This is a genomic window from Blautia sp. AF32-4BH (assembly GCF_003460565.1).
GTDB lineage: Bacteria > Bacillota > Clostridia > Lachnospirales > Lachnospiraceae > Fusicatenibacter > Fusicatenibacter saccharivorans.
Genome location: NZ_QTVL01000002.1, coordinates 127,934 through 148,449 on the forward strand (window position 1 = coordinate 127,934; position 20,516 = coordinate 148,449).

The 20,516-nt window shown below is 51.3% G+C and carries 19 protein-coding genes and 1 riboswitch; of the genes, 1 reads left to right on the forward strand and 18 read right to left on the reverse strand.

Going from position 1 to position 20,516, the window contains the following annotated elements:
- Positions 1-199 precede the first annotated feature (199 nt).
- Positions 200-1,093 carry an AraC family transcriptional regulator gene (locus DWZ44_RS03325; protein WP_055219743.1) on the forward strand — a complete coding sequence of 298 codons (894 nt, stop codon included), beginning with the start codon at positions 200-202 and terminating at the stop codon, positions 1,091-1,093.
- Here the strand turns inward: DWZ44_RS03325 and DWZ44_RS03330 are convergent.
- The 18 genes from DWZ44_RS03330 to prmC form a co-directional block, all read right to left on the reverse strand.
- Positions 1,084-3,576 carry an ATP-dependent DNA helicase gene (locus DWZ44_RS03330; protein WP_117804209.1) on the reverse strand — a complete coding sequence of 831 codons (2,493 nt, stop codon included), beginning with the start codon at positions 3,574-3,576 and terminating at the stop codon, positions 1,084-1,086. The two genes, DWZ44_RS03325 and DWZ44_RS03330, sit on opposite strands and share 10 nt — an antisense overlap.
- A 328-nt stretch (positions 3,577-3,904) precedes the next feature.
- Positions 3,905-4,132, reverse strand: coding sequence for an HPr family phosphocarrier protein (locus DWZ44_RS03335; RefSeq protein WP_022463118.1), 228 nt, complete (start codon positions 4,130-4,132; stop codon positions 3,905-3,907).
- A 335-nt stretch (positions 4,133-4,467) separates the two neighbouring features.
- A complete protein-coding gene (locus DWZ44_RS03340) occupies positions 4,468-5,292 on the reverse strand; it encodes an Mrp/NBP35 family ATP-binding protein (protein WP_055219741.1) in 825 nt (274 codons plus the stop codon).
- A gap of 30 nt (positions 5,293-5,322) precedes the next feature.
- Entirely contained in the window at positions 5,323-5,661 is a 339-nt protein-coding gene (locus tag DWZ44_RS03345) for a metal-sensing transcriptional repressor (protein WP_117804210.1), read from the reverse strand.
- Between the two features lie 38 nt (positions 5,662-5,699).
- Positions 5,700-5,930: a hypothetical protein gene (locus DWZ44_RS03350; RefSeq protein WP_022463115.1), complete on the reverse strand. Its 231-nt coding sequence runs from the start codon at positions 5,928-5,930 to the stop codon at positions 5,700-5,702.
- 4 nt (positions 5,931-5,934) lie between these two features.
- Positions 5,935-6,462, reverse strand: coding sequence for a DNA-deoxyinosine glycosylase (locus DWZ44_RS03355; protein WP_117804211.1), 528 nt, complete (start codon positions 6,460-6,462; stop codon positions 5,935-5,937).
- Positions 6,449-6,691 (reverse strand): hypothetical protein, encoded by a 243-nt coding sequence (locus DWZ44_RS03360; RefSeq protein WP_022463113.1) that lies wholly within the window; start codon positions 6,689-6,691, stop codon positions 6,449-6,451. Before DWZ44_RS03360 ends, DWZ44_RS03355 begins: the two co-directional genes overlap by 14 nt.
- A 243-nt stretch (positions 6,692-6,934) precedes the next feature.
- The gene (locus DWZ44_RS03365; RefSeq protein WP_117760499.1) at positions 6,935-8,113 is read right to left on the reverse strand and encodes a phosphoribosylaminoimidazolecarboxamide formyltransferase; all 1,179 of its coding nucleotides are present in this window, start codon (positions 8,111-8,113) and stop codon (positions 6,935-6,937) included.
- A gap of 31 nt (positions 8,114-8,144) precedes the next feature.
- Positions 8,145-8,858 carry an IMP cyclohydrolase gene (locus DWZ44_RS03370; RefSeq protein ID WP_022463110.1) on the reverse strand — a complete coding sequence of 238 codons (714 nt, stop codon included), beginning with the start codon at positions 8,856-8,858 and terminating at the stop codon, positions 8,145-8,147.
- 78 nt (positions 8,859-8,936) lie between these two features.
- Positions 8,937-9,017: riboswitch (ZMP/ZTP riboswitch) on the reverse strand.
- Positions 9,018-9,138: 121 nt separating this feature from the next.
- On the reverse strand, positions 9,139-9,621 hold the full coding sequence (locus DWZ44_RS03375; protein WP_117801938.1) for an acyl-CoA thioesterase: 483 nt from the start codon (positions 9,619-9,621) through the stop codon (positions 9,139-9,141).
- Between the two features lie 41 nt (positions 9,622-9,662).
- Positions 9,663-10,940, reverse strand: coding sequence for an O-acetylhomoserine aminocarboxypropyltransferase/cysteine synthase family protein (locus DWZ44_RS03380; protein WP_117804212.1), 1,278 nt, complete (start codon positions 10,938-10,940; stop codon positions 9,663-9,665).
- A gap of 158 nt (positions 10,941-11,098) precedes the next feature.
- Positions 11,099-13,510, reverse strand: a complete 2,412-nt coding sequence (locus DWZ44_RS03385) for a ribonucleoside triphosphate reductase (RefSeq protein WP_055227013.1) — start codon at positions 13,508-13,510, stop codon at positions 11,099-11,101.
- A gap of 247 nt (positions 13,511-13,757) precedes the next feature.
- The gene (gene hflX, locus DWZ44_RS03390) at positions 13,758-14,993 is read right to left on the reverse strand and encodes a GTPase HflX (RefSeq protein ID WP_055227015.1); all 1,236 of its coding nucleotides are present in this window, start codon (positions 14,991-14,993) and stop codon (positions 13,758-13,760) included.
- An 18-nt stretch (positions 14,994-15,011) separates the two neighbouring features.
- Entirely contained in the window at positions 15,012-16,046 is a 1,035-nt protein-coding gene (locus DWZ44_RS03395) for a tetratricopeptide repeat protein (protein ID WP_117804213.1), read from the reverse strand.
- Positions 16,043-17,389, reverse strand: coding sequence for a phosphoglucosamine mutase (gene glmM / locus DWZ44_RS03400; protein ID WP_022462134.1), 1,347 nt, complete (start codon positions 17,387-17,389; stop codon positions 16,043-16,045). Before glmM ends, DWZ44_RS03395 begins: the two co-directional genes overlap by 4 nt.
- Positions 17,390-17,493: 104 nt before the next feature.
- On the reverse strand, positions 17,494-18,414 hold the full coding sequence (locus DWZ44_RS03405; RefSeq protein ID WP_055219722.1) for a nucleotidyltransferase family protein: 921 nt from the start codon (positions 18,412-18,414) through the stop codon (positions 17,494-17,496).
- Positions 18,415-18,506: 92 nt separating this feature from the next.
- Complete coding sequence (gene prfA, locus DWZ44_RS03410) at positions 18,507-19,583, reverse strand: peptide chain release factor 1 (protein WP_022462136.1); 1,077 nt, start codon at positions 19,581-19,583, stop codon at positions 18,507-18,509.
- 75 nt (positions 19,584-19,658) lie between these two features.
- Entirely contained in the window at positions 19,659-20,516 is an 858-nt protein-coding gene (prmC, locus tag DWZ44_RS03415; RefSeq protein WP_117801937.1) for a peptide chain release factor N(5)-glutamine methyltransferase, read from the reverse strand.

The following is a 20,516-nucleotide window of genomic DNA, read 5'->3' on the forward strand; positions in this document are numbered from 1 at the left end:
TTGTGTGTTTGTGTGTTTTTTCTTATCTTCTTAAGTATCATTATAGTGAGCCGTACGCCCATCTGCAACAACAATATTGGGGCAAGCGATAATTATATTGAGGTGATCTTCGATTTTTTCTTGTTTTTTTTCCCTTTTTGCCGCATACTTTACTTATCGTATGATTTTTAATGGATTTTATGGATTGGAGGTACGTTTCATGCAGATCCGCATGGATAAAGAAAACCGTGAGCTGAAGGCCCACGGCAGCTATGAATTTCCTGTCAACATCAGTTACGAACAGCTCTCCCGCTACGAGCGCGGCTCCTTTTCCTGGCACTGGCACCCGGAAATTGAGCTGACGTTTGTCCTCTCGGGGCAGATCGGATATCAGGTCAACGGCAAATCGTATGTCTTAAAAGAAGGGGACGGCATTTTCTGCAACACGAATGCGCTTCACAGCGGCCACATGATCGACGGGATGGACTGCGTCTATATTTCAACCACGTTCGCCCCGCGCTTTCTCTATGGTTTTTCAAACAGTGTGATCCAGACGCGCTACGTCGAACCGGTGCTGACGGATATGCAGCTCGCCTCCATCGTCTTTTCGCCGGAGATCGACTGGCAGAACCAGGTACTTGCCTGTATGCACCGCATCTACGACCTCTCGCTTTCACAGCCGTCCGCGTTTGAGATGGAAATCCAGGAGCTTCTGCTGTCGATCTGGATTGAGATTTACCGCCACGCATCGTTTTCCGGTGAATCCCAGAACACGGCGGCAGCGCGTGATGTTGAGCGGCTCCGCATTCTGCTCGACTACATCCACCGCCATTATATGGAGCATCTGACGCTCGAGGATCTCGCCGCACAGATCCACATCTGCCGCAGTGAATGCTGCCGTTTTTTCAAGAAATGCATGAACGAATCCCTGTTTGACTATCTTCTCGATTACCGTATTGAAAAAAGCCTGCCGCTCCTTCTCGAGCGCCAGGCCAGTATCACTTCCGTAGCGGAACAGACCGGATTTTCCAGTCCTGCCTATTTTTCTAAAATTTTCCGGCAGCAGATGGGCTGCTCGCCGAGCGAATACCGGAACCGCGCGGATCACACGTAACGTTCAGCGCTGTACCGAGATTTCATTTCCTGCTGCCCGGCTTTTGATCCGCTCTCACAATCCACCCTCTCCCAAAACGAATGGATTACCTCCGGGAGGCTGCTGCGCTGCACAATCCGGCAGTCCTCCCACTCTCTTGGGAACAGCTCGCGGTACTCCCGGTTTCGGAACCGCTCGTCGAGCAACAGAATCACACCCGTGTCCTCCGTCGTACGGATCACGCGCCCTGCCGCCTGCAATACTTTATTCATGCCGGGATAGCGGTACGCGTAGTCGAAACCGTTCTCTCCGCTGCGGTCGAAATATTGCTTTAAAAGTTCTCTCTCCGGCCCCACCTGCGGGATTCCGGCTCCCACAACGGCCGCGCCGATCAGCTTCTCCCCGTCCAGATCAATTCCCTCCGAGAAAATGCCTCCCATGATACAGAATCCCACCAGCGTTTTCTCGTTGTCTTTCGCAAACGCTTCCAGAAACTCTTCTCTCTCCTGCTCCCGCATCGCCGACTCCTGGATCAGGCAGGTCACGTTTTCATCTGCATACAGTTCCTCATAGACCGCATAGACATCCTGCATCAGGCGGTATGACGGGAAGAACGCCATATAGTTGCCCTTCCGGCTCTGGATCATCTCGTTCAGATAAGCGGCGATCTTCTCAAACTCTGCGCGGTTTCTCCGCTGATACTTCGTGCTGACCTCGCTTCCGATCGCCAGACACCGCTTCGTGGGATCAAACGGGGACTCCACGTAAATCGCGTAATCGTCCGTATTCGTGCTGAACATCTTCTTATAATACTGCACCGGCAGCAGCGTCGCGGAAAAGAAGACGGCCGACCGCCCCTGGTTGATACACTGCTGCAGATTCTCCGCCGGGTTGACGCAGAACAGGCGCAGTGCAAAATCGCCGTTATCGAGATAACTCGTGTAGATCAGATAATTTTCATCCACTAAATTGTAAATCTCGGAAAAATTTCGCAAGTTAAAGTAAAATTCCAGAACCTGCTTCCGGATTTCGCTTGTCTTATGCGCTTCCAGCCAGCCTGCCAGTTCTTCCAGCAGCTGATTGACCATCATAAGAAACGTCGATACGCTTTCCAGCTCCGTGCAGGAATCGCACTCTCTTTTGTAGACGAGCATCTGGTGATTGCAGCGATTCAGCGCCTTCTCGAGCTTTTTGCCCGGTGCATACGGGCGGAGGAGCTGGCGGACCTTTAAAATCTCCTCTTTGACGAGCGTGGCACTGAACATATCGCGGCCCCGCTCGACCAGGTTATGCGCCTCGTCGATCAGAAAGATGTAGTCACCCTTCGTTCCTTCTGCGAAAAAGCGTTTTAATTTCGAGGTCGGATCAAACGCATAGTTGTAATCGCAGATCACGCCGTCCACCCACGAAGCCACATCAAACTGGAACTCGTGCGGGCAGACGTTCCATTTTTCCGCCTGGCGTAGGACTTCCTCTCTTGTGTAGGAATCGCATTCCGTCAGCATCTCGTACACCGCCGCGTTGATCCGGTCAAAATGACCTTTCGCGCGCGGGCAGTGGATCGGATCGCATTCGGGCTCATCGAGGATGCACATTTTTTCTTTTGCGGTCAGCGTGATTGCTTTGAACTGCAGTCCCTTCTCTTTTAGAATGGAGACCGCCTCCTCTGCCACGGTACGGGTGATGGTTTTCGCAGTCAGATAAAAAAGACGGTCGCCGCAGCCCTCTCCGATCGCGCGGATGGCCGGAAAGACCGTGGACATTGTTTTTCCGATGCCGGTCGGTGCCTGGACGAAGAGTTCTTTTTTCCGCAGAATGGTACGGTAGACGCCGCTCACCAGTTCCCGCTGGCCTTTCCGGTACGGGAAGGGGAATTCGAGGTGCTGCATTGAGGCATCTCGCGCTTTCTGCCACTGGTACTGGAATTCCGCCCAGATAAACCAGGCGTCGAGTAGCTCATCGAACCACTGCTCCAGTTCCGGGAGCTTGTACGTCTGCAGAAAATGGCGGATGCGCCAGTTAGAATGCTCCGGCTTTACCTCTTCTTTGGTGAGCGGGCGCAGAAGGCCTTCCTCCTCGGAGGAGAGCAGGGTGTACGTCATCAGCACGCCCATCTCCTCTTTGCGGTTCTGAAGGCCGTAGATGTAAGCGTAGCACTTCGCCTGTGCCAGATGTACCGGAACCGGCTCTTCCATCGTTTCGAGGTCACGGTACGTTCCCTTGATCTCCTCGATCACGGTCGTGGTTCCGTCCTCGTACATGCCGTCTGCTCTTCCCTCGACGCGCAGAATGAAATGCTCATATTCTTTTTCGTGAACCAGCGGAACCTCCGCACGGTAATCGGCGCCCCGTTTTTTCTGAATCTGCTGATGCACCCGCGTTCCCGCCTGCATGGCATCCCGCTCGCCAAAACCGCCCGACGAGTTGTCCAGATCCCCGCTGCGCAGAATAAACTCCACCAGATTCCGCACGGAAATCCGGATCTCTTTCTTCTTCTCTTCCACTAGCCCGCTCCTTTTCTAACCAGACTATTCAGAGCCCCATCTCGATTCCGCTGCGCTGCATCTCGATGTGGCTTCTCGCCATATGAAATTCCAGAAAAGAACGCTCATTCATGCAAGCATGATTCGTGTCCTTTTCTGGAATTTCGCATGGCTCTGAATAGTTATCATTATACAGAAAAAAGGAGACTGCCGCAACAGTCTCCTTTTTTCTCTCTGAAGTTATGTGTCTCGTGTGATTAGTTTTTCTTCAGAAAGTCCCCTGCGCAAATTCTGTCTCTACTCTCGCTGGCGGCGCAGGCTGAATTTTTTTCGTTTCCCTTAATAAAATTTATGCTACAGCAAATTTCTGCAGGGTTTTATTGAATGCCGGACTGTCACCATAGCAGTGTACGGTGAGATCACGGTTCAGATCCATGCTGAGGATGCCAAGAATGGATTTTGCATCAATAATAACGCGGTTGTAAAAAATGTCAATATCAAAATCACATTTGGAAGCTGCTTTTACAAACTCCTCTACTTCCTCAGTTCCATTGAGTCTTACTACGCAGTGTGACATACGATTCACCTCTTTCTTAATCAATAGCTGTTTGTTTTCCTATCGTTGAGGTAGATTATGCACTTTTTCTCTTTAAATGTCAATATTGAATTTATTTCCTTGTTTTTGCCATATTATGCATGTTTTTTATGCAAGTTTTTCTCATTAACCCTTCATATTTGTCGCTTTTTGTCTCATTTGCGCAGTCATGTGTAACCGGTTACACAAAATCCGTTTAAAATAAAATAGTTTTTGCCAAAAGAAACGTAAAAATCTTGTCAAAAAAACCCGCTTTTCCTTGTAAAATCAAGGAAAAACGAGTTTTTCATGCCATTACTTGCTTCTATATTTAATGATTAGATGTTGATCTTTGCAATATCGGTGTTATCCACTTCTGCAAATCTTCCTTCGTCCACCAGCTCGGCAAACTCCGGATGAATCGGCATTTTGCCGAGAACCGGCACGCCGATCTCGGCTGCGATCTCGTCGATGTGGCTTTCGCCGAAAATGGACAGCTTTTTGCCGCAGTCCGGACATACGAGGTAGCTGTAGTTCTCTACGATACCGAGCACCGGAACGCTCATCATCTGTGCCATCTTGTAGGCTTTCATGACGATCATGCGCACCAGATCCTGCGGGGAAGATACGATCACTACGCCGTCTACCGGAAGAGACTGGAAAACGGTCAGCGGAACATCACCGGTTCCTGGCGGCATATCGACGAAGAGATAGTCCAGGTCGCCCCAGATGACGTCGGTCCAGAACTGTTTTACGGTTCCTGCGATGACAGGTCCTCTCCAGATGACCGGCTCTTCCTCGCCCGGAAGCAGGAGGTTGATGGACATTACCTTTACGCCGTTTGCTGCAACTGCCGGGTAAACGCCCTTGTCATCTACGTTTGCAGGTCCTTTCAGGCCATACATTTTCGGGATGGACGGTCCTGTGATATCGGCATCGAGGATACCAACCTTGTAGCCCTCTTTTGCTTTCTGGTTTGCCAGAGATGCGGTTACCATGGATTTACCAACACCGCCCTTGCCGCTGACAACGCCAATGACATGTTTGATCGAAGAATCGGCATTCAGATCAATATGAAAATCCGGTTTGCCCTGTCCTGCTTTGCTTGGACATCCTTCGCAGCTTTCTTTGGAACAGCTCGAATTGCTGCATTCTTTTGCCATGTTTCTTTCCTCTTTTCTTGTTTTTCTTGCTTATTTGACAAAGCGGTCGATCGCCTTATTCAGCTCCTGAATCGCTTTTGTGTCCCCATGCTCGACTGCATCGACGATGCAATGTTCAATGTGATCCTCCAGGATAATTTTTCCTGTATTGTTAATGGCCGCCTTCACGGCAGACAGCTGGATCAGAACCTCAGTGCAGTCCCGGCCTTCCTCTACCATCCGCTTGATCGACTCCATGTGTCCGATCGCGCGGGAGAGGCGGTTTAAGACTGCTTTTGTATTTGTATGATGGTGCCCGTGGGCGTGATCGTGGGAATGCTCAATCACGGTGCCGTCTTCCAGCACATGCGTGTGTTTTTCTTCACTCATCGTTTTTTTCTCCGCTTTTCTGGTATTTTCTGCGCGATTCAGATTTCTGTAAACGTAAACCGCTGGCGGATGCCGGAGGTCTCAATGTCAAAGACCAGAGATCCGTCCGCTTCCACCGTTTTTTCATATTTTAAGTTTTTGTCCGGAAATTTCTGACGGATATACGCCTCCGGGTCATCCGTCTCGATCTCGTCGAAAAAGACGTCCCGCATCTGATTATTGGCACACTCATTAAAAATCTCCCAGACGGTCTCGTACTCTTTTTTCATCCTGTCACTCTCCGTTTCGTAAGACTTCTCCGCACTGGCTCCACTCGCCAAGCAGCCGCTCCATAGACCATGCGGCGTTCGCGGGACTCGTCGACGGAAGGCGAACCGCTTCCCGTCCCAGCTGCTTCTCCTGGTACTTCCGGTAATACTTCCACGCGGTCGCCCCGTTGCAGTAAATCTGCCGGATATCGGCGCATTCCAGAATGTCCTGCAGCGGATTCGGCACAACATCGCGGATGCTCGCATCGCTCGAGCCTGTGATGACGCAGGACGCGATCACATCCCAGACAGCGATATGATTCCGGAGCAGAAACGCCTTCTTCTCTTCCACGGTCTGCGGCACCTCTTCCCCGCACACGGCTGCCGTCACTTTCCAGAAACGGTTCTGCGGATGGCCGTAAAAAAATCCGGTCTCCCTGGATTTTACGGACGGAAAACTGCCGAGAATCAGAATCCGGGAATCGGCGCGGTAAACCGGCGGAATCGGATGCACCACCGGGTGCCCATTTTTGTTCTCGTCAGGTCGGCTCATCTTCATCAAACTCCACTACCGTATAAAATCCTCTCGGTGTCTCTTTTACTTCTTTTACGATTCCCTTCCGGGACTGCAGCCTCTCATACGCCTGATAATTCCTGCTCATGGCCACTGCCGGGGTAATCGTATAATAATAGGAGGTAGGCAGTGCGCTTTCTGTCACGTTGACTTCCTGGCCTTCCTCGAGAAGTCCCTGTCGCTCCATTTTAAATTCCATCTGCCGCATATTCCTCATCCTCCTTTTTGCAGCGGGCAAAAGATACGCCCATGGGGTATTTTATCACACTTTTCCGAAAAAGAACAGGGGTTTTCGACAGAAAAAGGGCGGTACCGCCCTCTTCCTGCTTATTTTTTATTCTTCAGAAAGTGCTACTCTCTCTTTGATGATACATGTGCGAAAAAAAGAAAGAATCCGGCCGCCCAGAGACCGGATTCTTTCTTCTTATATAAATATAAAACGCATTTCTTTTTAGTGATGGAACAGACGGATTCCTGTAAATGCCATCGCCATGTTGTACTTGTTGCAGCACTCGATGACAGCGTCATCACGAACCGATCCGCCCGGCTCTGCGATGTACTGGACGCCGCTCTTGTGTGCGCGCTCGATGTTGTCGCTGAACGGGAAGAAGGCATCGGAACCTAAGGTTACGCCCTTCATCTGGTCGAGCCATGCACGTTTCTCTTCTCTTGTGAAGACTTCCGGTTTTACTTTGAAGATCTTCTCCCATGCGCCGTCTGCGAGAACATCCATGTACTCCTCGCCGATGTAAACGTCGATCGCATTGTCACGGTCTGCGCGGCGGATGCCGTCTACGAACTGCAGATCCAGCACCTTCGGGCACTGACGCAGGAACCAGTTGTCGGCTTTCTGTCCGGCAAGACGGGTGCAGTGCACACGGGACTGCTGGCCTGCGCCGACACCGATGGCCTGACCGTCTTTGACGAAGCATACGGAGTTGGACTGGGTATATTTTAAGGTAATCAGTGCAATCTTCAGATCGCGTTTTGCTGCTTCCGGAATCTCTTTGTTCTCGGTTACCACGTTGGAGAGCAGCTCATCGTCGATCGGCAGCTCCTGGCGGCCCTGCTCAAAGGTAATGCCGAAGACCTGTTTGTGCTCGAGCGGAGCCGGACGGTAATTCTCGTCGATTTTGATGACGCAGTAGTTACCTTTTTTCTTTGCTTTCAAGATTTCCAGTGCTTCATCGGTAAATCCCGGAGCGATGACACCGTCAGAAACCTCACGTTTGATCAGAGATGCGGTGTCTTTGTCGCAGACATCAGAAAGTGCGATAAAGTCGCCGAAAGAAGACATACGGTCTGCGCCTCTGGCTCTTGCATAAGCGCATGCTAACGGAGAAAGCTCTCCCATATCGTCTACCCAGTAAATTTTACGCAGGGTCTCGTCCAGCGGAAGACCTACGGCTGCACCTGCCGGGGAAACGTGCTTGAAGGAAGTTGCTGCCGGAAGACCGGTGGCTGCTTTCAGCTCACGTACCAGCTGCCAGCCATTGAAGGCATCCAGAAAATTGATATAGCCCGGACGGCCGCTTAATACTTCGATCGGAAGATCTCTGTCATCATCCATGTAAATTCTGGAAGGTTTCTGGTTCGGGTTGCATCCGTATTTTAACGCTAATTCTTTCATGATTTTCTCCTTTCGCAAAACACTCGATTTCTTATTTATTTTTATTCACGATTCTTGTCTCATACTTGCCGGTTGCAATGTCGATATAGCGTGTGAAGAGGGACACCTTGTTGTCCTCGTTTAAGCTGCTCCAGAGCAGTTCGGTGAAAGCATCGATGTCATCCGGAATCTCGACCAGTTTTGGCTCACCCTCAAAGCTTGGCAGCGGATTGCCGTCGTGCATGTAGGTGTGGATGAAATGGCCTTCCCCTGCTACACAGTTATCATAGGAGAAGGTGTAGCGGTTGCACTGGGAAGGATCGCCGTTATTGCTCTTTAAGATCGACATCTGGTAGCCGTACGTTCCGTTCTCTACGTGCATCACACCGGAAATACGAGGAGTGTAGTTCGGTGCATCCGGCTCAAACTCTCTGCTTCTAAGGGATACCTCAAACGTTTTTCCCTGCTCCAGTCCTTCGTATACGGTATCGGTCTGGTCTCCGTTTGTTACGATCGTATCATTTCCCAGAACGCGTACCGGTGCGTAGATGATCAGGCTCGGATCTTCCAGCTTCGACGGATCAAACGCCTGTGTGCGGATTCCCTCACCCTCCTCAACAAAGACACGGTTGCGGCTGTTCTGGCTTCTGCCCATAATAAAGTATCCGGCAACGGCTTTTGTGCCGTCTTTGGATCTGCCGATCACAATTCCTCTTCCTGGATATGCATTTCCTTTTAATTCCTGTTCCAGTGATACTTTTTTCATCTTCTGATCTCCTTTTCAAGGTGGCTGGAATGGGATTTTCTGTTTTTGGATAAAAAAACAGACCCACTCCCCCAAGCATTCTTCTGCCCAGACGGTCGGCCTCTTCTCACGCTATACTCCCTGTGGTCATTTCCACTTCCGTCAGTCGTATAACTGCCTTTACCTTAACATGGAAAATCCCGCCTGTCAAGGGACACGGCGGGATTTTCTTAAAATAAAATTTTCAGAATGCACGAAGACAGCTCCGGTGGATTCTGCAAATGTGCGGGTGAACGTCAACTTAGAACCCCTCTCTGTGACGCTCTTTTCGCAGTTCATAGCGGCGTTTTCCGCCCTCCCACTCGGCCTCCTGCTCCGGGGATTCCAGAATCAGGCCCGGGACGGGAAGTGCGCGGCCGTTCTCGTCGATGGCCACCATCACCACGTAGGCACGGTTGATCATTTTCCGAATGCCGGTCGCAAGCTCTTCCACGTACGTGTCGACGCGCACCTCCATTGAGGTGCGTCCGACATACGTCACTCTTCCGACCAGTACGACGGTGTCGTTCAGAAAAGCAGGATGCTTGAAGTTCAGATTGTCGATGCACGCGGTGGTGATTTCGTGGCCGCAGTGGCGGCGTCCCACCAGACCGGCAAGCTCATCGATCCACGCGACCAGCTGGCCGCCGAACAGACGGCCATAGCCGTTGATATGGCGGTGCATCAGAAGATACGACTGCTCTGTCTCAGAATCTTTTACGCGTTTCTCTGCCATTTCTTCCATTTTACCAATACGCTCCTTTTCACATCCTGTTTTTTGTATCTTTATACGTTCGCAAGCGCCTGATCAAGGTCTGCAATGATATCGTTCACATCCTCAATGCCGACTGACAGACGGATCAGATCCGGCAGAACACCGGCTTCGATGAGCTGCTGATCGTTCAGCTGGCGATGGGTATGGCTTGCCGGGTGCAGAACGCAGCTTCTTGCATCGGCAACGTGTGTTACAATTGCTACCATTTTCAGGCCGTTCGTGAAGCGCATCGCGCCGTCTCTTCCGCCCTTTGGTCCGAAGCAGAGAACGCCGCAGGTTCCGTTCGGCATGTATTTTTCTGCCAGCGCATGGTATTTGCTGTCTGCAAGGCCTGCGTACTCAACCCATGCTACCTTCGGGTGGTTTTTCAGGAACTCTGCCACTTTCTCGGCATTTCTGCAGTGACGCTCCACGCGCAGGTGCAGGGTCTCCAGACCGACATTCGTCAGGAATGCATTCTGCGGGGACTGGCACGCTCCCATATCACGCATCAGCTGTGCGGTTGCTTTTGTGATATACGCTTTTTTACCGAATTTCTGCGTATAAATCACGCCGTGGTACGATTCGTCCGGTGTAGTAAGGCCCGGGAATTTGTCTGCATGCGCATCCCAGTCGAAGTTTCCGGAATCGACAATCGCTCCGCCGAGCGCCATTGCATGGCCGTCCATGTATTTTGTGGTGGAATGGGTGACAATATCTACACCGAACTCGAACGGACGGCAGTTGATCGGGGTTGCAAAGGTGTTGTCGCAGATCATCGGAACGCCGTGCTCATGTGCAAGTTTAACAAACTTTTCAATGTCAAGTACAACACCTGCCGGGTTGGAAATCGTCTCGGCAAAGACAGCTTTGGTGTTCGGCTGGAATGCTTTTTCCAGCTCCTCTGCCGGCGCATCCTGGTCCACGAGGGTAGTCTCGATGCCGAATCGTTTTAAGGTAACGGCGAGCAGGTTGGAGGTTCCTCCGTAAACCTTTGCCGCGCAGACAACGTGGTCGCCTGCCTCACAGATGTTGGTAACAGCAAGCATCGTTGCCGCCTGGCCGGAAGATGTGAGCATGGCTGCCACGCCGCCCTCCAGATCGCAGATTTTCTGTGCTACGACGTCGTTCGTCGGGTTCTGCAGACGGGAATAGAAATATCCCTCCTCCTCCAGATCGAACAGTTTTCCCATTTCCTCGCTGGTTGCATATTTGAATGTTGTGCTCTGGTAAATCGGAAGTACACGCGGCTCACCGTTTTTCGGCTGCCATCCTCCCTGTACACAGATTGTGTCCTGGCTGTATCCCATAATTTTTCTCCCTTCTGTAAGTGAAACCGGTCCACCGGGCCGATTTCTGCTGTGCTCAGCGCCATAATAATACCCCCACCCGGGATGCCCGGGCGAGGGTATCACTTTTTCCTATTATAACTCTGTTTGTTCTTTCCTGCAACTATATGCGCACAGATTTAGGAGAGATATTCATCCACATATTTCTGGATATTGGAAGCATTCACAATCTTCTGCGCCTGGCCGTCCTCCACAACGAGAAGAGTCGGTGCCTGCATGATGCCGTACTGTGCGGCAAGATCCGGGTGACGCTCTGCGTCGATCACCTCATACTGCTCCTCGGCGAGCATTTCTTTTGCCATTTTGCAGTTCGGGCAGGTGCTTGTCGTGAACAGGTACATGCCGTCTTCCTCGATTTTATCTGCTGCTGCAGCGGCTTTCGGCTCTTCTTTTCCAGCGGCCTGCTCTGCCAGTTTCTCTGCTGCACCGTACGATTTCATTTTCTGCTCCGGCGATTTGGAGTGGATGATATCATATACAGTTCTGTTCTTGTACTCCTGGCGTTTTCCGTCGTTCCAGTTCTTGACCGGACGGTAATATCCCGTGATACGGCTGTAAACCTCTGCCTCTTTTCCGCAGATCGGACATGTAAAGTGCTCGCCGGCGAGATAGCCGTCGTTCGCACAGACAGAATACGTCGGGGACAGCGTGTAGTACGGCAGTTTGTAGTTCTCTGCAATCTTCCGCACAAGGGAAGCTGCTGCTTTCCAGTCCGGCAGTTTTTCGCCAAGGAACGCATGGAAGACAGTTCCCGAGGTGTACAGCGTCTGCAGATCATCCTGAATATCAAGCGCAGAGAAAATATCCTCGGTATAGTCCACCGGCAGATGGGAGCTGTTGGTGTAGTACGGGGTATCTCCCTCATGGCCTGCGGTCTTGATATCCGGCCATTTTGCACGGTCGTGTTTTGCCAGACGGTATGCGGTCGACTCCGCCGGAGTTGCCTCAAGGTTGTACAGATCGCCGTACTCCTCCTGGTAATCAGAAAGACGCTCTCTCATATGGTTCAGAACTTCTTTCGTAAACTGCTGTGTCTTCGGATCCTCCAGACCCTTTCCGAGCCATGCGGCATTTAAGCCGGCCTCGTTCATACCGATCAGACCGATGGTTGAGAAGTGGTTCTCAAACGTTCCAAGGTACCGTTTCGTATATGGATACAGTCCCTCGTCCAGGAGGCGGGTAATGACCTCACGTTTCGTCTTTAACGAACGTGCGGCAATATCCATCATATGATCGAGACGGCGGTAGAACTCTTTCTCATCTTTGGACTGATATGCGATACGCGGCATATTGATGGTGACAACGCCGACCGATCCGGTGCTCTCGCCGGAACCGAAGAATCCGCCAGTTTTCTTTCGAAGCTCACGCAGATCCAGGCGGAGACGGCAGCACATGGAGCGCACGTCGCTTGGTTTCATATCGCTGTTGATGTAGTTGGAGAAGTACGGGGTACCGTATTTTGCAGTCATTTCGAACAGCAGACGGTTATTCTCCGTATCGGACCAGTCAAAATCGGATGTGATGGAGTAGGTCGGGATCGGGTACTGGAAGCCTCTTCCGTTGGCATCTCCCTCGATCATCGTCTCGATGAACGCTTTGTTGACCATATCCATCTCTTTTTTACAGTCTTTGTACTTGAAGTCCATCTCCTTGCCGCCGACGATCGCCGGAAGCTCCGCGAGGTCATCCGGTACGGTCCAGTCGAGTGTGATGTTGGAGAACGGTGCCTGGCTTCCCCAGCGGCTCGGTGTGTTGACGCCGTAGATAAACGCCTCGATGCACTTCTTCACTTCGCCGTAGCTTAAGTTGTCCACTTTGACGAACGGCGCCAGATACGTATCAAATGAAGAAAATGCCTGCGCACCTGCCCACTCGTTCTGCATAATGCCGAGGAAGTTGACCATCTGGTTGCACAGAACCGAAAGATGTCTTGCCGGAGAAGAAGTAATCTTTCCGTTGATGCCGCCAAGTCCTTCTTTGATGAGCTGTTTTAACGACCATCCTGCACAGTAGCCGGTCAGCATCGACAGGTCGTGGATGTGAATATCCGCGTTGCGGTGTGCCTCGGCGATCTCGTCATCATAAATCTCTGATAACCAGTAGTTGGCTGTGATCGCGCCGGAATTGCTTAAGATCAGACCGCCGACAGAATACGTTACGGTCGAATTCTCTTTGACACGCCAGTCCTCTACTTTTACGTAGCTGTCCACGATCTCTTTGTAGTCTACGATCGTCGATTTCATGTTGCGGATTTTTTCCCTCTGCTTGCGGTACAGAATGTAAGCTTTTGCCACTTCTGCGTAGCCGCACTGGATCAGCACGTTCTCCACGCTGTCCTGAATTGCCTCCACTGAAATTTTTCCGTCTTTGATCTTGGACTGAAAGTCCGCTGTTACGCGCAGTGCCAGCATCTGAAGCATGTCATCGCTGAACTGCATATCTTTTGCGCCGAATGCTTTTCCAATCGCATCGGTAATCTTTTTCATCTGGAACTCTGCAATCGTTCCGTCTCTCTTTTCTACCTGAAACATGGAATCCCTCCTGTTAATTCAACCGTTTCTGCAAGGCCTTTTTAAGGTTCCACTCTTTGCAGTGTCTGAACCATATGATAGCAGAGCATGTTTCTCCCGTCAATAGTAAAAAGTACCATATCTAGTGTGAAATTTTCTAACATCACTAGATATGGTACTTTTACTTGTATTCTGTCCCTTCCATTTTTCGGCGCTGTACGGCGCTTAAAGGGATGTACTGCCGTTTTTAAGCCCGCTTGCCATACCTCTATACCCTCGGATAGATATCCTTCGGTACATAGGCTTTTACGCGGATGCCTTCCGGCAGATATTCTTCTTCGAGCAGAATTCCGTATCCGCGGATCAGTGAAATCGTTCCCGCCTTATCGTACGGATAGAGGCGCTCGATATAGATTTTTCCCTCCATCATCCACGAGGAGAGTAAATTTTTGAGGTCTTCGAGTCCCTGTCCTGTTTTGGCAGAGACCGCAAGGCTCGCGTCTGCCCGGAAATCTTTTACAACCATCGGGGCGAGAAGCTTATCCTGCTTGTTCAGCAGGGTGACGATCTTTTTGTCCTCAACTTTCAGTTCCCGCAGCGTATCGTACACGACCTGCATCTGCAGCTCCATCTGCGGATTTGACGTATCCACAACGTGGAGAATATAGTCGGCATACCGTGCTTCCTCCAGCGTACTGCGGAATGCATCGATCAGATGATGTGGCAGCTTATTGATAAATCCAACCGTATCGGTCAGCAGGATTTCCTGTCCATCCGGAAGGGTCAGTGACCGCGTCGTCGTATCCAGCGTGGAAAACAGCATTGCATCTGCCAGAATTTCCGATCCTGTCAGTGCATTTAAAAGACTGCTCTTTCCCGCTGACGTATAGCCTACGAGCGCCGCTACCGGGATTTTGGAACGTTTTCTGCCTTCACGAAGGAGCTCTCTGTGCTGGCGTACTTCCTCAAGCTCACGTTTTAACTGCGTAATACGCGTGCGGATCAGGCGCCGGTCGGTTTCCAGCTTTTTCTCTCCCGGTCCTCTCGTACCGATTCCGCCGCCGAGACGGGAAAGCGATGTGCCAAGGCCGGAAAGTCGGGACGCACGGTACTTTAACTGGGCCAGCTCAACCTGGATTTTACCCTCGCTGCTCACGGCGCGCGCCGCAAAGATATCCAGGATCAAAAGCGTACGGTCCATGATCTTGCATTCCAGTGCTTCCTCCAGCCCTTTTAACTGGATCGAGGAGAGCTCATCGTCGCAGATGATGCCCGTCGCATCGCAGGCGCGCACCAGAATTTTCAACTCCTCTAATTTTCCTTTTCCGATGTACGTTCCCGGATGAATGGCCTCCCGCACCTGCACCAGGCGGCCCTCCACCTTCGCACCGGCGGTGCTGGCCAGTTCCGCCAGCTCGTCGAGCGATTCTTCTGCGTTTGCGCCGCCGTTTTCCTGTACGCCGACCAGAATCACGCGCTCCTGTTCTTCTCTTAAATCAAACAATCCAACTTCCTCCGTCTGTTATCGGTTCTGGAGAAACGTATTTTCCCGCTGCGCCGCGGTGTTTTCCGGGTATGCTGCCAGAAAATCCGCCATCAGCGACTTCGCGGTATCAAAATCCGCCCGTTTTTCATAGGATACAATCTGGTTGAACAGCAGATTTTCCCGGTCGGAATCCTCCGCCGTTTTGAGTCCTTCCTCGATATACGAGAGTGCACTGTCCGTGTCGTTTTCCGCAAGTGCGCAGAGCGCCAGCCCGTTGTTGGCTGCCGCCGCAAAGCCATCTGTCGAAAGATACGAAGAAAACAGTGCTTTCGCCTCGTCGTTCTGACCATTGGAAAGGTAAACCTCGCCGAGCATTTCCATCGCCGCGCTGCTGCCGTCCTTCATTGCCTTCGAGAACGCTTTGACCGCCTCGTCCTGCTCCTCCAGATAGTAGTATGCACAGCCGATATTATAATAATCCTCGGTCGTTTTCGGCTCAATCTTCACTGCCGCTTCGAGGTAACGGTCTCCGTCCGCCTTCATACTGCTCTCCTGATACAGCTCGTAAATGTCAAAGCAGAGCTGATAGCTCTCCTTCGTCTCCACTGCCGCATCAAAATCCACCTTCGCCTGCTCGTAATTCTTCTGCAGGAAGTACGCGCGTCCCCTAAGGAACAGCGCATCGGCATCTGCCTTTTCTTCCTGAATATTGGTGCAGATCTCAATGGCTCCATCCAGATCTCCGGCCTGTACGCAGGTTTCCGCCTCGTAATACATGACATCGCGCGAAAACTCCGCGTCTTTGTGCTTCATGCTCGAAAGACTGCTCTTGAAAGCCTCTTTTGCCTTGTCATACTCCTGGCTTTTCAGATAAGCGATGCCGAGCGACCGGTAGCTCTCCGCCAGTCGGTCGCCTGCCTTTACGGCTCCCTCCAGCATCGCAATCGACGTTACGTAGTCCTTCTGTTCGAGCGCCTCGATGCCCTTTTTATAAAGCTTTGAATTTTTATTTTCACAGCCGCCAAGCACCATTGCCGCCGCCAGAAAAAAGATTACCAGTCTTTTTTTCATTCTGTCACAAGTCCTTCTTTATGCATCACAGAAACAACCTGGTCTACGTATTTTGCACACGTTGCGTCGTCCGGTGCTTCCACCATGACACGGATCACCGGCTCGGTGCCGCTCTCTCTTACGAGGATGCGTCCGTCATCGCCCAGGGCCTCTGCTACGTCTTCTACTGCTTTCTGTACTGCCGGGTTGGCCTTTGCAGCTGCTTTGTTTGCCACGCGGACATTCTTTAAGAGCTGCGGGTAAATCACTACCTCGGCTGTCAGGGTGCTGAGCGGGAGTTTCTTATCTATCAGCACTTCCATCACCATCAGGGAGGTCAGGATTCCGTCACCGGTCGTCGCGTGCTTGCTGAAAATGATGTGGCCGGACTGCTCTCCGCCGAGAGAATAGCCGTTTGCCATCATGTTCTCGCACACGTATTTGTCGCCGACTGCCGTCTTCTCATACCGGATACCGGCGCGGTCACACGCTTTGTAAAGACCGAGGTTTGACATGATCGTGGTCACGATCGTATCTCCGTTTAACTGGCCTTTTTCTTTTAAGTATTTACCGCAGACATACATGATCAGGTCTCCGTCTACCACATTTCCCAGCTCATCGACAGCGATGCAGCGGTCTGCGTCTCCGTCGTAGGCAAATCCGACATCGAGGTGTTTCTCTCTTACATATTTCTGAAGCTCTTCGATGTGGGTGGAACCACAGCCGCAGTTGATGTTTGTTCCGTCCGGCTCGTTGTGGATCACATATGTCTTGGCGCCGATGGCATCAAACACGCTCTTGGCTACGGAAGAGGCACTTCCGTTGGAGCAGTCGAGTCCGACTCTCATGTTTTTAAAGGATTTTGTCGGAATCGAGATCAGGTGTCCAATGTAGCGGTTCCTTCCGGCTGCAAAATCCACGGTACGTCCGATGTCTTCTCTCGTTGCGAACGGGATCTTCGGTGTTCCGTCGTCGATGTAGGCTTCGATCTGCGCTTCGATGTCGGCTTCCAGTTTCTGTCCCAGGCCATTGATGACTTTGATTCCGTTGTCATAGAACGGGTTGTGGCTGGCGGAGATCATAATTCCGCAGTCAAAGTTTTCGGTACGGACAACATAGGAAACGCTCGGGGTGGTCGTTACATGCAGCAGATAAGCGTCTGCTCCCGATGCGGTCAGTCCTGCTACCAGCGAATATTCGAACATGTAGCTGGAGCGTCTGGTGTCTTTTCCAATGACGATCTGTGCTTTGTGGTCTTTTCCGAAATACCATCCGAGGAATCTTCCCACTTTATATGCATGCTCAACCGTCAGATCAATGTTTGCTTCTCCGCGAAATCCATCTGTTCCAAAATATTTACCCATGGTATGCTCCTTTCCCCTTTCGGGCAGAAAGCGTGTCTGAAATTTTTTGCAATCATTCAAACACGCTTTTTCTGGTTATTCACTCAAATAACAAAATATCGTAATTAGTCGTACAGCTTCTCGCTGTATACGCCGTCCGCAATCAGTTTGCGGAATGCTTCTGTTACGGAAGCTTTGTCTTCCTGATACGTTACGCCGAACCACTCTGCGTCGGTCGGAAGAACTTTTACTTCTGCTTTTCCTGCGTGCAGCAGCTCGTCGATGTAGATCGGAAGGAGGTACTCGCCTTTTACATCTCCCTCTTTCTGTGCAGAAAGGAATTCAACAAAGCCTTTCTCCAGAAGATCAATGAACTCCGGCTGCAGTCCCCACATGTTCATGGAAACAAGGGAGTTTTTGTCGATCGGATCAACCGTTCCGTCTTCTTTTTCAACGCCTGCGCCCTCTGCGGTCTTTACGATGTTTTTCGTCTCGTTGACACCAGTCAGATTTCCGTTTTCATCAACGACGCAGACACCTCTTGTAACACCGCCGTTGTCACTTAAGGTGTTTCCAAGCACGAATCCTGCCATGGAGATCGGCATAACTTCATCCACATCATGCTCCTGTACAAGGTAGTCGTGCAGTTTTACGAACGGATCTTTTCCGTAATAGTCATCAGCATTGATAACAGCAAACGGCTCTTTTACAAGACCTTTGCAGGCAAGAACGGCCTGGCCGGTTCCCCACGGTTTGGTACGGCCTTCCGGTTTTGCAAAGCCTGCCGGCAGATCATCGAGCTCCTGGAATGCATATTCCACCTCTGTGATTTTGCTGATGCGGTTGCCGATGACTTCCTTGAAATCTTTCTCCAGATCCTTGCGGATGATGAAGACTACTTTGTTGAAGCCGGCTTCCAGTGCATCGTGGATGGAATAATCCATGATGATCTCCCCGTTTGGTCCTACTGGCTCAAGCTGTTTGATTCCCTTTCCAAATCTGCTGCCGATTCCGGCTGCCATGATCACAAGTGCTGTTTTCTTCATAGCGTTTTCCCTTTCTCTTTTCCCCTTTTTTCTCTTGTTTATTCTATCAACAATCGATCCTGTAGACCAATCGTGATTCGCAGCGTTTATTATTATGCTTCTTCCTGCATGCTGCTCAGCTTTGCGGCCTGATCGGCTGCAATCAGACTGTCGATGATTTCATCCAGATCGCCGTTCATGATGGCGTCCAGTTTGTATAAGGTCAGTTTGATTCTGTGATCCGTCACACGTCCCTGCGGGAAGTTGTACGTACGGATCTTCTCGGAGCGGTCTCCCGTTCCGACCTGGCTCTTTCGAAGCTCGGCCATCTCATCGTGCTGTTTCTGCTGCTCTAAGTCGTACAGACGGGCACGCAGAATCTTCAGTGCCTTGTCCTTATTCTTTAACTGTGATTTCTCATCCTGGCAGGAAATGACGATGCCGCTCGGGAAGTGGGTCAGACGGACTGCTGAGTCGGTCGTATTGACACACTGGCCGCCGTTTCCGGAAGCACGGAATACATCGAATTTGTAATCTTTCGGGTCGATCTGTACTTCGACGTCGTCCACCTCCGGCATGATCGCTACGGTCATGGTTGAGGTATGGATTCTTCCGCCGGACTCGGTTTCCGGCACACGCTGTACGCGGTGCGTGCCGCTCTCGTACTTCATCCGGGAGTACGCGCCTGCTCCGTTGATCAGAAGTGTTGCGTCTTTAAAGCCGCCGATTCCGTTTTCATCGGCGCTGGTCAGCTCTGTTTTCCAGCCGCGGCTCTCTGCGTATTTGATGTACATACGGCAGATTTCTGCGGTAAAGAGTGCCGCCTCGTCTCCGCCGGCACCTGCGCGGAACTCTACGATAACGTTCTTGTCATCGTTCGGGTCTTTCGGCAGAAGCAGGACTTTGAGCTCCTGCTCCAGCTCCTCTACGCGTTTTTTCGCATCGGAGAGTTCTTCTTTCAGCATTTCGCGCATCTCTTCGTCGGATTCCTCCTCGAGAAGCATCAGGCTCTCTTCGATGGTCTGTTTCTGTGTTTTATAGTCCTTATATGCGTCTGCGATCGGCTGGAGTTCTGCCTGCTCCTTCATCAGCTTCTGGAACTTCGCCGCATCGGCAGCGACGTCCGGCTCGCTTAACTGATTCAGTACCTCCTCGAGACGCATGAGGATATCATCAAGTTTATCAAACATAAAATGACTGCTCCTTTTTACTGTTTTCGTCTGTTTATGATGTCATTATGGTGTCAAAATTAAAATTCATTTCTGTCAGGGTTTTTTGTGCCAGATACCGGCCACCACGCGGTCCAGGCCTGCCAGATCTTTCAGAACCTGTACATCGGCAAAGCCGTGGGTTTCCATCAGCTCCCGCACTTCATCTCCCTGATCGTATCCAATTTCAAAACAGAGCTTTCCGCCCTCTTTTAAATAGCTTCCTGCCTGCTCTGTAATCTTCCGGTAAAAGACAAGACCGTCCGCACTGCCGTCGAGTGCCATCCGCGGCTCATGGTCGCGCACCTCCGGCATCAGCGTTTCAATCACATCCGTGCGGATATACGGCGGATTGCTTGCGATCACATCGAAGGTTCCCTCGATGTTTTCAAATAAGTTGCTCTTTACGAACGATGCCCGTCCGCCCGCCTGTGCGCCGTTCTTTTCCGCAACCTGTAAGGCTTTCTCGGAGAGATCCGCGCCGATTCCCGTGCAGTCCTCTCTCGTCACAAGAAGCGATATGAGGATGCATCCCGAACCGGTGCAGAGATCGAGGATCCGTGCATCTTTTGGAAGGCCGCGGAGCGCTTCCTCCACAAGAATCTCGGTGTCCTGCCGCGGAATCAGTACATGCTCATTCACAAAAAACGGAATTCCGTAGAACCACGCCTCTCCGGTCAGCTGCTGCAGCGGAATGTGTTCGCCGCGCTTTCTGACCAGCGCTTCGTACTGCTCCTGCTGTTCTTTTGGCATTTCATCTTCACTGTGTACAAAGTAGGTGCTGTGGCTGATCCCGCAGACATACTCCAGTAAAAGCCATGCGTCCTGCCGGGCTTCCTCCACCCCCTGCTTTTGTAAGTACAGAATAGCGGATTCCAGTGCAGATTTCAAGTTTTTTCTATCGTGCACACTCAT

What these genes read in the sequence shown, in the direction of transcription:
- DWZ44_RS03325 (WP_055219743.1), top strand. Translation starts at nt 200, where the DNA reads ATGCAGATCCGCATGGATAAAGAAAACCGTGAGCTGAAGGCCCACGGC.
- DWZ44_RS03335 (WP_022463118.1), bottom strand. Translation starts at nt 4,132, where the DNA reads ATGTCACACTGCGTAGTAAGACTCAATGGAACTGAGGAAGTAGAGGAG.
- DWZ44_RS03340 (WP_055219741.1), bottom strand. Translation starts at nt 5,292, where the DNA reads ATGGCAAAAGAATGCAGCAATTCGAGCTGTTCCAAAGAAAGCTGCGAA.
- DWZ44_RS03345 (WP_117804210.1), bottom strand. Translation starts at nt 5,661, where the DNA reads ATGAGTGAAGAAAAACACACGCATGTGCTGGAAGACGGCACCGTGATT.
- DWZ44_RS03350 (WP_022463115.1), bottom strand. Translation starts at nt 5,930, where the DNA reads ATGAAAAAAGAGTACGAGACCGTCTGGGAGATTTTTAATGAGTGTGCC.
- DWZ44_RS03355 (WP_117804211.1), bottom strand. Translation starts at nt 6,462, where the DNA reads ATGAGCCGACCTGACGAGAACAAAAATGGGCACCCGGTGGTGCATCCG.
- DWZ44_RS03360 (WP_022463113.1), bottom strand. Translation starts at nt 6,691, where the DNA reads ATGCGGCAGATGGAATTTAAAATGGAGCGACAGGGACTTCTCGAGGAA.
- DWZ44_RS03365 (WP_117760499.1), bottom strand. Translation starts at nt 8,113, where the DNA reads ATGAAAGAATTAGCGTTAAAATACGGATGCAACCCGAACCAGAAACCT.
- DWZ44_RS03370 (WP_022463110.1), bottom strand. Translation starts at nt 8,858, where the DNA reads ATGAAAAAAGTATCACTGGAACAGGAATTAAAAGGAAATGCATATCCA.
- DWZ44_RS03375 (WP_117801938.1), bottom strand. Translation starts at nt 9,621, where the DNA reads ATGGAAGAAATGGCAGAGAAACGCGTAAAAGATTCTGAGACAGAGCAG.
- DWZ44_RS03380 (WP_117804212.1), bottom strand. Translation starts at nt 10,940, where the DNA reads ATGGGATACAGCCAGGACACAATCTGTGTACAGGGAGGATGGCAGCCG.
- DWZ44_RS03385 (WP_055227013.1), bottom strand. Translation starts at nt 13,510, where the DNA reads ATGTTTCAGGTAGAAAAGAGAGACGGAACGATTGCAGAGTTCCAGATG.
- DWZ44_RS03395 (WP_117804213.1), bottom strand. Translation starts at nt 16,046, where the DNA reads ATGAAAAAAAGACTGGTAATCTTTTTTCTGGCGGCGGCAATGGTGCTT.
- glmM (WP_022462134.1), bottom strand. Translation starts at nt 17,389, where the DNA reads ATGGGTAAATATTTTGGAACAGATGGATTTCGCGGAGAAGCAAACATT.
- DWZ44_RS03405 (WP_055219722.1), bottom strand. Translation starts at nt 18,414, where the DNA reads ATGAAGAAAACAGCACTTGTGATCATGGCAGCCGGAATCGGCAGCAGA.
- prfA (WP_022462136.1), bottom strand. Translation starts at nt 19,583, where the DNA reads ATGTTTGATAAACTTGATGATATCCTCATGCGTCTCGAGGAGGTACTG.
- prmC (WP_117801937.1), bottom strand. Translation starts at nt 20,516, where the DNA reads ATGAGTGTGCACGATAGAAAAAACTTGAAATCTGCACTGGAATCCGCT.